This is a genomic window from Bacteroides sp. D2, assembly GCF_025147085.1.
GTDB lineage: Bacteria > Bacteroidota > Bacteroidia > Bacteroidales > Bacteroidaceae > Bacteroides.
Genome location: NZ_CP102261.1, coordinates 4,693,114 through 4,705,952 on the forward strand (window position 1 = coordinate 4,693,114; position 12,839 = coordinate 4,705,952).

The window sequence follows — 12,839 nt, forward strand, 5'->3', positions numbered from 1 at the left end:
TTATTAAAATGATTCTTGATTTTGTTTATTGATTTTTTCGGATAACCACTTATCCAGCCTCATTCGGCACTCGGTAAGGGTCGGCATCACTACGCTAAAAAGTTCGCCGTCTGTATCCCGATAATCGTATTGGAAAAGCCACTTCCCGCGAAAATCTTTGTACTGTTCGTAATTTTCCTCTCCTGCGGGGCATATTGATACTCCGTGCAGGTTCATTTTAGGCGGTGTCATATTATTGTCGATTTTTAGGGTTATTGGCGCAAATGGGGCAAATAACAAGGATTTCCAAAATGTCGTTATCTTCTTTGTCGGTTACATCGAAACTGCATCTAACGCTGTCGCATCCGCATTTTCGGGGGTTATGCTCGAATGAAAAACTATTGTTCGGATAGCTGTTTGCATACTCGTTTAACGAGCCTAACGAATTGAAATACTTTGGTTTCATGTTTTTATGTTTTAGAAAATTAATACTATCAAAAGGAGAATAAAGCCAACGATAACGGCAAGAGAAATAAGGCAGGACAAAACGCCTTTAATGATTGCCCACGCTAAATAAATCCCTGCGACAACCGCCACGAACGACCAACCCCAAAGGGCAAAACCCGCAACCACAAAAGCTATTTTCAAAATCGAACCTATGCTGATTGGAAGGTTTGAGAATCGTTGTTTCCTGTTTTTTTCTGCTGTTCGTATCATAATTCTGACTTTTTTTTTAACGCTATGCCGTATCGGAGCCGGTTATGAGTGATCGAGTTTCAGGGGCAGAGAAAGGTAGTGTTTAGCCGATGCCAGTTTTTCAGGATAAAATACGCTACGTCCAGCATGGATGTTGGAAGATTTTTCATGAAACCGCTTGCGGCTCGAACTTGCCTCGGCGTGAAGAACACGGAAATACTTTCGCGCATGAAATCGAACACTTCATCGGCGTAATTGGCATTCCCGCTAAAAGAGGAAGAAATTATAAGATACGGGCAGTAGAAAAAATTCCCTTTTACTCCCGGATAGTCTGAACAGGGAGTACAAAAAGCGGCTTATTTTGACCGCCGCCGGAATCAGTTTGCACTTTAGGTATAGACAAGTGCAGACGAAAGCTACCAGCCCGAAAGGGATTGATATATGGTGTATTTTAATGACTTACCTTTGTTTTCCCGTAATCATAGTATAAACGAAAAAGGTAAATTACTATGGAGATAATAAATATAGAAGCCCGCACTTTTGAGGTTATGTTGGAGCGTTTTGAATCGTTTGTTCGGAAAGCCGAAAAACTGGTTGACCGGAATAAAAGCAAAGAGCTTGACGGTTGGCTGGATAATCAGGATGTATGTCTTATTCTGAATGTCAATCCCAATACATTGCAGTATCTGCGAGATAAAAGGAAGCTGGCTTATACGAAGTTTAATCGAAAGATGTACTATAAGCCCGAAGATGTGGAGAGGTTTATCAACAATCTGAAATCGGAGTAATTATGAGTACAGAACTTGTAACTAAAGATAATGAGCGGATAAAATCTTTATTCTGTTCGCTCGATAGATTGTTGGACAGAATCGAAACTGTAATGACAGGGTATGAGCCGTCTTTGAACGGAGAACGTTTTTTGACCGTTGCACAGGTATCGGAAAGGTTGAAAATCAGCCGGAGGGCATTACAGGAATACAGAACCAAAGGCAAAATCCCTTACCTTCAGTTGGGTGGCAAAACCTTATACCGGGAATCGGATATTCAAAAATTGTTGGAACAGAACTATCGCGAGGCATGGGAATAATAACCCCACAGAAAATGCCGGATTTAATTCAAAAGGGCTACCAGAGTAATTTCCGGTAGCCCTTTTAAGTAAGTTTGCTACATTGCTTTTCGCCGTTCAATCAGCTTATCCATATCTTCGGATATTTTCATATCTGTTACTTTCGCATAGACCTGTGTTGTCGAAATATTGGTATGTCCCATCATTTTGCTGATACTTTCTATGGGAATACCCTCTGAAAGTAAGAGCGTTCCGAATGTGTGGCGGCTTTGATGATAGCTCATATTACCCTTGACACCGGCAAGAAAACCGATTTCAGTAATGCAATACCATATCTGGTCGCGGTTAGGCAATGGGAATACAGGCTTCGTATCGTCTTCCGTATTGTAGAGCGACAGGATTTGTTCGGCAACCGGATGTAAAGGGACGTAGGCTTCAACCTGTGTCTTTTTCCGATGGATTCTGATAAAGGGTTTTCCTTCTGCCGTTCGTCCGATATGGCGGGGGTACAGTCCTTTCAAATCGACATAAGCAAGTGCCGTAAACGCAGAAAAGATAAAGGCTCTGCGAATCAACTCCTGAAACGTATTAGGCATCGGTTTTTCCATAATCAGCTTCAATTCATTCCTGCTTATGTGCTGTAATTTGGGCGGTTCTTTCTTTTCATATTTCACATCTGCAATCGGATTAAATCGGAGAATCTCTTGATCAACGGCAATGTAAATCAATCGGTTCAGCCATGTAAAACAATGGTTGATATGCCCCGACTTATATTCTTTGGCTTTTAAAAAGAGCTTATAACCTTCGCCGAACTCTTCGGTAATATCAGTAAAGGCAATATCTTTCATTTTCAAGGTAAGAAGATATTCCCGTAAGTTATTTTGAGAAATCTTAGACTGGCGGTAGGTAGAAGTAGAGTTTATTTCCAATGAACGTACCCTTAGCCGTTCACGTTCTGCCTCGCCAGCCAATAATAACATAGTGGGGATAGTATGTATTTCGAGAATCGCATTTTTGAGTAAGTCCACACTGACAACACCATATTTTTTTAGCGTGTTCTCGTAGGTCTGTTCAATACGCTGACGAAATGATTTTAGCTGGCCGTTTACCTTTTCGTCTTTGACTTCTCCCTTTTTACTTTTCCAATCTTTGGGGTTACAGAAAATACCTGTTGTGATTACGGTTTGTTCGCCATCAACAGTAATGCGGCAAAATATGGCGGTTGTACCGTCTTTTTTTACTTTACCCCGGTTTATGTAGAATAATGTTTTAAATGTAGATCGCATAATTGTAATGTTTATTGATTATTATAGAACTAATTTTAAATCTTTGGTTGCCTCGATGTATTTGTCCATATCCTCAAAGAGTTTTTTCGGGGTAACACGGGCATAAATTTGAGTGGTCTTTATATCGCTATGACCGAGCATTTTTGATACGGTTTCTATGGGAACTCCGCCTTCAAGCGTAATCAGGCTGGAAAACGAGTGCCGCCCCATATGATAGGTCAGCGGCCCTGTCATTCCAATTAGCTGGCGTATGCTTTGGAGATTCCATTTCAGAGCGTTATATTCCATTTTAGGGAATAGGGTTTCTCTTGATGGATTCTTATACTTTTCGATTAGCTCGATGGCTTCGGGAAGCAGCTTCACCCGGCACAACTTGCCGTTCTTACCGCGTTGATATTTGAGCCATAAATCGCCCGCATCGTCTTTAGACAGGTTGTCGTTGGTTATAAATATTACATCGACGTAGGCAGTCCCGGTATAGCACGCAAAAAGGAACATATCACGGGTGGTAATATGCGACCAGCGGTGTTCTTCAAACTGTAAATCTCGTATCTTCTCAAATTCTTCACGGCTTAGGGTGCGTGGTGGATTAACTTTTTGCTTTAGCAAAGGATAGTTTACAAAGTAATGCCTGTCGGAATGCCCCTCTTTAAAGGCAATCCGGCAGATTTTCTTCAATATTGCCAAATAGTGGCGCACGGTTTCTACACCTAAATTTCTTTCAAGAATGAGATAATCTTGAAATTCCCGGATAAACTGTTCATTCAGCTGACTGAATGCAAGGTCTTTGACGTTGTAGTTTTTGCTGACAAACTCGCCTAATCTTCTCCGGGTGTAGAGGTAATTGGGGATTGTACGGTGGGAAACATCTATTCCGACACGTGCCCTTACCTCTTCAATATGGCGGTCGAAGAGCCGGAACAGCGTCATTTGTGTAGCTATACCACCTTGAAACAGGTTCTTTACATCTGTGGCATCGAACGGTACATTTCGTTCGGTTAGCATATTGTAAGCCTCGTTGATACTAAGCAACAGCTTATCAATCTTTCCGTTGGTTTCGACTGCTTCCTGACTTTTCCCGTTCAAACGGCTGGCTCGCGGATTCCAAAGCGAGAGGGTACAGGAGAGTTTACTACTGAACTGCGCGACGGTATCGCCGACAGTTATTCTTCCCATAATCGGGGTCTTTCTTGACTTGTCAAGAACACTCTTTTTCAGGTAGAGTAATACCTTGAATTTTTCATTTTCCATACGCTTATATTTTGTGGGTAAAGTTACCCGCTTTATAAGCGCTCTTAATCATGTAAAATGCAGCATATCAGCGCAAAAGAATAAATCTGATTACCTGTTTTCTCTTGGAAACAGACAGGCTAACGATTTGGTAACTGAAATGTAGCGCAAATCTGCTTCGGGATAAACATTTCAAATAGCCTTAGAATAATGCAAACCTGTTCATCTCAAATATGTTACCTGCCGAACTGCTTCAATCTGCGTTAGTATAATTTACTGATTTTTATACACACAGCAAGGCATACTTTTTCAACTACTATTTGTCTGGATAATGGATTACCTATTGAGACCTTATCGAAAATGCTTGGACATTCTGATATTAAAATAACTCAAGCGTATGCTAAGGTATCTAATCGTAAAATAGAAGAAGACGTAAATAAATTAAATTCCGTTTTGCAATAGGTAATTATATATATTGCCAGAGTAAGATTGCAGTTTTGATATTTTATATATAAACTGACTTCAATTAGTAAATAGTAATAGCTCGGAATTGTCCGAGCTATTTTATTAGGTATGAATTGAAAGAACATAGATGAAAAGTAAAATTGAGAAAGGAATAATAACAATGAAATATATGCAATTAAAAGCAACTATTTCTTCTATTTTATTCTTTCAAAGGATATGACATTGGTATAAATAGTATATTTTTCATTAGTTTTGGGATTGTACTTAGAACTGATATTGTTAAATTATCTAATTAAACGTTCCATGTTTCTACTTTACCCTCAGAATTGATTAAGGATGAGTTTGGGATTCTTGTTTTTTATGTGTAATAATTGTGTCGATGTACTTTGTTAGATTTATTCCTGATTATGTATTTATAGAGTAGAATATTTGTAGTGTTGTGGAAAATATGGAATTAATTAGTGAAAAGTACTCATAAATCCAGTTTCATAAATTCATGCATTATTTTTCTAATTGATATTATAAGAAGTTTGATCTTTTAAAATTGAAAGTCGATTTTTTCAAATATTATTTGTAATATTGTACTTAATATTAACAATATACATAATAAAATGCGTATCAATCATGTACATATACGAAATTTCAGAAAATTGAGAAATTGTCGTATTGATTTCGATGAGAATCAAACAATCTTTGTAGGAGCTAATAATAGTGGGAAAACATCTGCTATGAGTGCTATTATATGGTTTTTAAAAGGAAAAGATAGATTTACAACTAGAGAGTTTACTTTAACTAATTGGATAAAGATAAACGAACTTGCAGATAAATGGCTTGTATTTGATGAAGTAGATCCCTTGTTACTGACCCCCAATCAATGGGATGATATTGTTCCGTCACTTGATATTTGGATAGATGTAAGCGAATCTGAAGCTTACCAAGTATATAAAATAATACCTTCACTTACATGGAAGAAAGATTCAGTAGGAGTACGTTTGCGTTTTGAACCAAAAGATATTAAGTCTCTTTATGCGGATTACAAAAAAGAGGTTATGAAAGTACGTAATTTACAGGCTTCTCCTGAATATAAAGAGACAAGAAATTTGAAACTTTATCCTCAAAATATGTGGGATTTTTTAAATCATAATCATAATTTATTAGCTTATTTCAATATCAAATATTATGTGCTTGATTCAGAAAAGATAAATCACGAATTGGAGTCTGAGGTACAAGTTACCCCTGATGATTCTCTCGAAGAAAATCCGTTAGTGGACTTAATTCGTATTGATAGTATAGAGGCATTTCGTGAATTCTCCGATCCTATGGGGAAAAATGAAAGTGATATAGATACACTTTCAAAACAATTACAGGCATACTACCGTCAAAACTATACTGATGAGACTATTATAGAGACGGGAGATTTGAAATTAATGGAAGAATTATCTAGGGCCAATACCTCTTATGATTTGAAGTTACAGAAAAGTTTTTCTATGCCAATAGGTGAACTATCCAATATAAATTATCCAGGATTCCAAAATCCTTCTATTAGTATTAGGAGTAATGTTAATATTGTTGATTCTATTTCTCATGATTCGTCAGTACAATTCTCTATACAAGGTAAACCAGAATTATCACTTCCTGAGAAGTATAATGGATTGGGATTGAGAAATCTCATTTCTATATATCTAAAACTTATCCAATTTCGGGAACAATGGACGAGAAATAGCAAAAATGAAGAAGATGTGAAAAAATCAATAGAACCTATACACCTTGTTTTTATCGAAGAACCAGAGGCACATCTTCACGCTCAAGCACAACAAGTTTTTATACGAAAAGCATTAGAGGCACTGACTAATGCTGCTGAAAATAATGCATTGAAAGAAAATCCCAATCTTACTACTCAATTAATTGTGAGTACGCATTCTAATCATATAGTAAACGAAGTAGACATGAACTGTTTGCGTTATTTCAGACGTGTTTTAGACGAAATCATTGGTATACCGGTTTCTAAAGTCGTTAATATGTCCCGAACATTTGGAGAAAATGAAAACGATACAAAAAAATTTGTAACTAGATATATCAAACTTACGCATTGTGACATTTTCTTTGCTGATGCAGCAATACTCGTTGAGGGGGCAGCAGAAAGAATTCTTATGCCTCATTTTATTAAGAGGGAAGGTATGGATAATTATTATATTTCTGTTATGGAAATAAACGGAAGCCATGCACATAGATTTAGCAGCCTTTTAAAAAAGCTCAATATTTTGACAGTAATAGTAACTGATATTGATGCTCAGCAAGAAGTGGAAGAAGATGGTAAGAAGAAAAAAAATCTAGCCTTCCCCAAAGAAGGCAAAGTCAAACGACCAATAACGATACTATAAAACATTGGATTGGAAAGAATGAAATAGATGATTTATTAGAATTACCAGAGACAGATAAAATAAAGGATAATGTACATGTGGTCTATCAGACTGGGGTTGATGTTGTGTGGATTAAAGAGAAAGAAACGATATATCCATATACTTTTGAAGACTCGTTAATTTTCACTAATCTTGATTTGTTTCGTGGAGATGAGAAGTTGAAAAAACTTGGTACGGTTACTACTTTTTATAATTATTTGCATAGTATAAAGGACCTGAAAACATTCCATATGAAGATCTTTGATAAGTTAGAATCTTCTTCCAATGTAAAAGCTGAATTTGCAAACACATTGTTGTATGCGGAACAATTTGAGGCATTACAGACTCCTGCCTATATTAGAGAGGGGTTGGAATGGCTAAAATCATATTTTGAATTTAATCATAAATAATATGGGACATAATATAGATGAAAAGGTAGATTTAACTCTTGAGGCTTGTATTTCTCCAAATTCACGTAAGAGTTTTTTTCTTTTTGCTGGTGCGGGGTCAGGTAAAACTCATTCATTGGTTAGATTGTTAAATAAGATCAAGGACAAATGGGAGAAGCAACTAAACCTTGAAGGACGTCATATAGCAGTAATAACCTATACAAATGCTGCTACTGATGAAATTCTCAACCGTCTTGATTATAGTCCACTGTTTCATGTCTCGACTATTCATAGTTTTGTATGGGAAGTTATAAAGCATTATCAAACTGATATAAAGAAGTATTATATTGCATTTAAAGAAGTCGAGAAAGCTGAAATAGAATTGAAATTGGAGAAATCCAAGAGTAAATCTGGAAAAAATTACAATAATAATTTGGAAAAACTGGTTGCCATAAATGAAAAGATAATAAAAGCATCTGATATTAATAGATTTATATATAATCCAAATGGTAATAATTATGAACACAATGCTTTAAGTCATGCGGATGTTATAAAAATAGGTGCTAAAATGATAGTAGATAACGAGCTTCTCCAAAAAATTATAGCGCAACAATATCCATTTTTTATGATTGATGAGAGTCAAGACACAAAAAAAGAATTGATAGCTGCCTTTTTTGAAATTGAAAGAAATGTTGATGATAATTTTACACTTGGACTATTTGGGGATCAAAAACAACGAATTTATACAGATGGCGAGGAGCGAATTGTAGAGATTATTCCCCAAGAATGGGAAAAACCTATTAAAGAGATGAACTATAGATGTGCGAAACGCATTGTTGAATTAGCAAATAAGATAGGTTGTCAAATAGATGTGTATGCAAAACAAAGCCCTCGTGATAATGCACCGGAAGGTACTGTTCGGTTATTTTTAATCAAGAATAAGGATGATTTGAACAAAATTGAGTTAGAATCAAAAGTGATTCAAATGATGGCTGATATTACTGGAGATCAGATGTGGAATAGAGATGCAACAAATGTAAAGGTACTGATATTGGAACATATGATGGCTGCACGAAGATTGGGTTTCGCAGAGTTTTTTGATGTGATGCATGAAGTAGATAAATATAAGCAGACCCTGTTGCAAGGATTGGTTAGTGATATGGATATATTCACAAAGCTTATATTTCCGCTTGTTGAGAATGTGCTGAAGAATGATAATTTATCTGCTCTAAACTTACTGAAATTACATTCTCCTTTGCTGAGGGAATTACCTCAAAATAAAGCATTTCAAATATTAGATAAGTGCAAAAAGGTAATAGATATTCTTGCAAATATGGATTTTAATGTGGTTACAATCAGGGAACTTATCACATATGTCTGTACAACACATATTTTTGTAGTTCCAGAAATACTAAAAAGAGCTTCAAAAATGGTATTAAATGATCTTACAGAAGATGATAAAGAGGATATGGATATAGTTTGTTCTTGGATCAAAGTGATGGATTTACCTGTTAACCAAATAAAACGTTTTGATGATTATGTAAATCGTCGTACAATGTTTGATACACATCAAGGTGTGAAAGGACTAGAATTCGAACGTGTACTTGTTGTTATTGATGATAATGAATCAAGAGGATTTCTTTTTAGCTATGATAAATTGTTGGGAGTAAAACCATTGTCAGATGGTGATATTAAAAATAAGGAAACAGGTAAGGAAACAAGCATGGAGCGAACTACTAGACTATTTTATGTGACATGTACTAGGGCTCGTAATTCCTTAGCTATAGTTATGTATACAAATGCCCCTGAAACAGCTAAAGAGACGGTACTTGTAAATAAATGGTTCATTGATGACGAGATTATAATAATAAATTAATTTGTTAATTATTGTATATGGCTATGTGGGGTGTTTTATCGATGGATTTGCTTGAACCTTATTAATATATATGCTAATTTTTATGGTATATTTTGTGGGAAGTAGTCTTAAGGGTTGATATGCAGTGTTTTTCTGTCTCAATATATAAAAAACAAAAAGAACCTTATAAGTTTGCAGATTGAGGAAAAATGATTAATTTTGTGTTGCTAGAACAACAAGCATTTAAGCAAAGCGATGATATTGAACAATTGTCAATTCAATGTCTTTTTGAAATATTGAAGATAATACAATTAGAATCAGATACTTAGCTCGGTGGTTCGAGTCCCGTCCGCACCGCATTAGGAAATAAAAAAATCCTCTGATTTACTGGAAATCAGAGGATTTTTTTATTTTGAAGATAGCGATTATTCGCTATCTTTTTTTTCCATCATATCCCCATTTCACATAGATGGCTCCCCATGCAAATCCTGCTCCAAATGCAGTAAGAATTAGATTATCTCCTTTTTTGAGTTTATCTTCAAAATCCCAGAGGCAGAGTGGGAGAGTGCCGGCGCTAGTGTTACCGTATCGTTCGATGTTGACCATGACCTTTTCGACAGGAACTTCCAAACGTTGTGTTACGGCGGTGATAATACGTTGATTAGCCTGATGAGGAATTACCCAGTCGATGTTGTCTTTGCTAAGATGGTTTCTTGCAATGATAGATTCACAGGCATCAGCCATGTTGGATACTGCATATTTGAATACAGTACGTCCTTCCTGATAGATATAATGCATTTGATTATCCAATGTATAATAAGAAGGAGTACATACAGAGCCACCCGCTTTAATGTGCAAAAAAGGCAATCCCTTACCATCTGTTCTTAACACAGCATCCATAATGCCAAAATCTTCAGTAGTAGGTTCAAGCATGACAGCTGCTCCGCCATCACCGAAAATCGGACAAGTTGCACGGTCGGTATAGTTTATTATTGACGACATCTTTTCAGCGCCTACAACTACCACTTTCTTATAATTTCCAGAACGGATAAAATTGGCTCCAGTTTCCAGTGCATATAAAAAACCGCTGCAAACAGCTTGCATGTCAAAAGCAAAAGCTCTTTTCAATTCCAGTCTTTCACATAAAATAGAAGCCGTGGAAGGAAAGCGGTAGTCAGGGGTTGTTGTAGCTACAATTATCAGATCAATATCATCCGGATTTGTTTGAGTACGTTTTATTAACTGTTTGACAGCTTTACGAGCTATGTAAGAAGTTCCCAGTCCTTCCTCTTTCAAAATACGTCTTTCCTTAATGCCAATACGCCCCATAATCCATTCGTCGGTAGTATCTACCATTTTGGAAATCTCATCATTGATCAAGATGTAATCGGGTACATATCCTCCGACTCCTGTAATTACTGCGTTTATTTTTTCCATTCGTTTTATCTAGTTTTGGTAAATTGAATAAGGAGGTTCATTCGAAAATCAAAAATGCGGGCGCAAATATATGGAAAAGAGACCGAATTCCAATAGTAGTTTGTGAAACTGTAGCCTTTTTAATTAATAAAAAGGAATATTTGACCAAATTTCGTCTAAATTTTTAGCAAGCAACTTTTGTTTAAACGAATGTATTGTTGTAAATGATTGGTTCATAGGTAATTGTGAATATTGTTCCGGTATTGCTAACTACGAAGTTTGTCAAACAACTCGTCATTGTATAAAGATGACTTATTGGTTAGAGACTATTTAAATTTTATGCAAATCATATTTTCGCTTCCTTTCTTGTCTTGCAGGTTCAAGATTTTCTTGATGACTTGCAAATGTGTGTTCTTCTAAATCCATACTGCCATCGGTAATGTATGGTAATAGTCAGTCATTCATCAAGAAAAATATTGTATATGTGAAAATATACACAGCGATATGATAACCGGCAGAAGCTGCAGTACGTGCCAGATGCAGTGCAAATGCTGTTTTACCTACCGCAAGACGGGCAGCAATAACGATCTCCTCACCGGGTTGCCAGCCGCATGTTATCCAGTCAAGGTCGGCAAATCCTGTAGTCAGTCCTGGAGCACTGTTCTTGTTGCTGGCCACGCGGGCCTCTATCAACTTATAGTGTCCTCTATAAGTTGTGATGTGGAACGGAGATGTTCAGCTGTACCACATTCATTTTCCAATCGGTCGAGGAGGGTATGGGCATCTGCCAGCGTATCGTCTATATCAGTTATACTGATAGTTGGGAAAATAAGCCACTGCCATCTCGGACAGTACGTGGCAACCGTGAAGCAGCCAGTCAAAAGATTGATTATCCATTGTTTAAAATATTTTAGTACGCCGCAAAATTATGACTCGTTTCATTGGATGGAAAAAACGTTTTTCTGATGCTGGTAATTTAAATGTAAAATAAGTATGAATATTTTTAAATAAAAATCTAATTATTTAAACAATCTTCTCTATATTTGCATTCGAAATTAAATTTTATATGGCAATTTTGTCGATTAATAATCAGTAATATCAAACCATTTATATATAACTAAATTTTATAATTTTGAAAGGATTAGAAATAATAAAAGATCGTTTACAACGAAAGCGGGAACAGTACATTCATCAGGGAGAGAAAATAGAACAAATGAAGTGTACAATGCAAAACACTGGTGAGGAAATTGAGCAACTGGAATATGTGCTTAGTGAGATGGAGCATATAGCGGATGCAAATCGTGCGCCACGAGTGGTTCCAAATGCCAGGGTGGAGGAGGTGTTTGCATATCTCTGCCGAGTGTTTGAGTTTTTGCAGCACCGTTTAAAATTGCATTTCAAATATAAATTGGCATGCGAAGTCATCTTTGCCCGCTATCAGTTTAAAAGTCGGTTGCATACTCCCGGACGGGAATATTTGAGCTTTGCCACTATACTGACTTACTTTAAACGTGAAAGAGGAATGGCGTATGGGTGATTTCAAAAATATCGAAATATAGAGATAATAGTATGAAAAACAAATGTTTTAGGAACAGAAATGACGAATTTGATATTTTTTCCTTATTTTTGTGTGTCCATTTTTGAATGATATGATGCAGATAATACGATTAAAAGGAAAAGACAAACATTTATATCGGCTTTTGGCGCCGATGGTGATGGATCCCGAAGTGATACGCGCAAACAATAATTACCCTTTCAAGACGGGCGAAGAGTATGTGTGGTTCATTGCGATTGAAGACAAAGAGGTAGTGGGCTTCGTCCCCGTGGAACAGAAAAGCCGGAAGAAAGCTGTAATCAATAATTATTATGTGAAGGCAGAAGGCACCGTACGGGAGGAAATCCTGTCGCATCTGTTGCCCGCCATTGTTGCGGAATTCGGCCCCGAGAGTTGGTTACTCAATTCGGTCACACTGGTACAAGATAAAGAAACATTTGAAAAGTTTGAATTTGTATCCATGGACAAGAAGTGGACACGGTATGTTAAAATGTATAGATGAC

Annotated in this window: 12 protein-coding genes and 2 pseudogenes; 8 read left to right on the top strand and 6 right to left on the bottom strand. The window is 36.5% G+C overall.

Going from position 1 to position 12,839, the window contains the following annotated elements:
* Positions 1-3 precede the first annotated feature (3 nt).
* On the bottom strand, positions 4-231 hold the full coding sequence (locus NQ505_RS17165; protein ID WP_008999471.1) for a DUF3873 family protein: 228 nt from the start codon (positions 229-231) through the stop codon (positions 4-6).
* Between the two features lie 225 nt (positions 232-456).
* Positions 457-696, bottom strand: coding sequence for a hypothetical protein (locus NQ505_RS17170; protein WP_008999473.1), 240 nt, complete (start codon positions 694-696; stop codon positions 457-459).
* A gap of 488 nt (positions 697-1,184) precedes the next feature.
* Between NQ505_RS17170 and NQ505_RS17175 the strand changes: the two genes are divergently transcribed.
* Entirely contained in the window at positions 1,185-1,463 is a 279-nt protein-coding gene (locus NQ505_RS17175) for a helix-turn-helix domain-containing protein (protein ID WP_008999474.1), read from the top strand.
* 2 nt (positions 1,464-1,465) lie between these two features.
* Positions 1,466-1,762 carry a helix-turn-helix domain-containing protein gene (locus NQ505_RS17180; RefSeq protein ID WP_008999475.1) on the top strand — a complete coding sequence of 99 codons (297 nt, stop codon included), beginning with the start codon at positions 1,466-1,468 and terminating at the stop codon, positions 1,760-1,762.
* A gap of 77 nt (positions 1,763-1,839) precedes the next feature.
* On the opposite strand, the gene NQ505_RS17185 is transcribed toward NQ505_RS17180, so the two are convergent.
* A complete protein-coding gene (locus tag NQ505_RS17185) occupies positions 1,840-3,027 on the bottom strand; it encodes a site-specific integrase (protein ID WP_008999476.1) in 1,188 nt (395 codons plus the stop codon).
* A gap of 21 nt (positions 3,028-3,048) precedes the next feature.
* Positions 3,049-4,278, bottom strand: coding sequence for a site-specific integrase (locus NQ505_RS17190; RefSeq protein WP_008999477.1), 1,230 nt, complete (start codon positions 4,276-4,278; stop codon positions 3,049-3,051).
* A 267-nt stretch (positions 4,279-4,545) separates the two neighbouring features.
* Here NQ505_RS17190 and NQ505_RS17195 point away from each other — a divergent pair.
* From NQ505_RS17195 to NQ505_RS17210, 4 genes and pseudogenes are all read left to right on the top strand, one after another.
* Positions 4,546-4,719: pseudogene (locus NQ505_RS17195) on the top strand (tyrosine-type recombinase/integrase); the annotation flags it as partial.
* Positions 4,720-5,333: 614 nt separating this feature from the next.
* The gene (locus NQ505_RS17200) at positions 5,334-7,103 is read left to right on the top strand and encodes an ATP-dependent endonuclease (RefSeq protein WP_232293012.1); all 1,770 of its coding nucleotides are present in this window, start codon (positions 5,334-5,336) and stop codon (positions 7,101-7,103) included.
* 77 nt (positions 7,104-7,180) lie between these two features.
* Positions 7,181-7,531, top strand: a complete 351-nt coding sequence (locus NQ505_RS17205) for a hypothetical protein (RefSeq protein ID WP_232293013.1) — start codon at positions 7,181-7,183, stop codon at positions 7,529-7,531.
* A gap of 1 nt (position 7,532) precedes the next feature.
* On the top strand, positions 7,533-9,386 hold the full coding sequence (locus NQ505_RS17210) for a UvrD-helicase domain-containing protein (protein ID WP_008999478.1): 1,854 nt from the start codon (positions 7,533-7,535) through the stop codon (positions 9,384-9,386).
* Positions 9,387-9,797: 411 nt separating this feature from the next.
* Here NQ505_RS17210 and NQ505_RS17215 read toward each other — a convergent pair whose 3' ends face one another.
* Together NQ505_RS17215 and NQ505_RS26245 are read right to left on the bottom strand one after the other, a co-directional pair.
* Positions 9,798-10,802 (bottom strand): beta-ketoacyl-ACP synthase III, encoded by a 1,005-nt coding sequence (locus tag NQ505_RS17215; protein WP_259825628.1) that lies wholly within the window; start codon positions 10,800-10,802, stop codon positions 9,798-9,800.
* A gap of 471 nt (positions 10,803-11,273) precedes the next feature.
* Positions 11,274-11,590 (bottom strand): annotated as a pseudogene (locus tag NQ505_RS26245) (DnaB-like helicase C-terminal domain-containing protein); the annotation flags it as partial.
* Between the two features lie 320 nt (positions 11,591-11,910).
* Between NQ505_RS26245 and NQ505_RS17225 the strand changes: the two are divergent.
* Both NQ505_RS17225 and NQ505_RS17230 read left to right on the top strand, forming a co-directional pair.
* A complete protein-coding gene (locus NQ505_RS17225; RefSeq protein ID WP_032853577.1) occupies positions 11,911-12,318 on the top strand; it encodes a hypothetical protein in 408 nt (135 codons plus the stop codon).
* 112 nt (positions 12,319-12,430) lie between these two features.
* Entirely contained in the window at positions 12,431-12,838 is a 408-nt protein-coding gene (locus NQ505_RS17230) for a hypothetical protein (protein WP_008999482.1), read from the top strand.
* Position 12,839: the final 1 nt, after the last annotated feature.

Bases quoted from the DNA above. Each gene is read 5' to 3' on its own strand.
- NQ505_RS17200 (WP_232293012.1), top strand. From the start codon at position 5,334: ATGCGTATCAATCATGTACATATACGAAATTTCAGAAAATTGAGAAAT.
- NQ505_RS17165 (WP_008999471.1), bottom strand. From the start codon at position 231: ATGACACCGCCTAAAATGAACCTGCACGGAGTATCAATATGCCCCGCA.
- NQ505_RS17175 (WP_008999474.1), top strand. From the start codon at position 1,185: ATGGAGATAATAAATATAGAAGCCCGCACTTTTGAGGTTATGTTGGAG.
- NQ505_RS17180 (WP_008999475.1), top strand. From the start codon at position 1,466: ATGAGTACAGAACTTGTAACTAAAGATAATGAGCGGATAAAATCTTTA.
- NQ505_RS17230 (WP_008999482.1), top strand. From the start codon at position 12,431: ATGATGCAGATAATACGATTAAAAGGAAAAGACAAACATTTATATCGG.
- NQ505_RS17210 (WP_008999478.1), top strand. From the start codon at position 7,533: ATGGGACATAATATAGATGAAAAGGTAGATTTAACTCTTGAGGCTTGT.
- NQ505_RS17170 (WP_008999473.1), bottom strand. From the start codon at position 696: ATGATACGAACAGCAGAAAAAAACAGGAAACAACGATTCTCAAACCTT.
- NQ505_RS17190 (WP_008999477.1), bottom strand. From the start codon at position 4,278: ATGGAAAATGAAAAATTCAAGGTATTACTCTACCTGAAAAAGAGTGTT.
- NQ505_RS17215 (WP_259825628.1), bottom strand. From the start codon at position 10,802: ATGGAAAAAATAAACGCAGTAATTACAGGAGTCGGAGGATATGTACCC.
- NQ505_RS17185 (WP_008999476.1), bottom strand. From the start codon at position 3,027: ATGCGATCTACATTTAAAACATTATTCTACATAAACCGGGGTAAAGTA.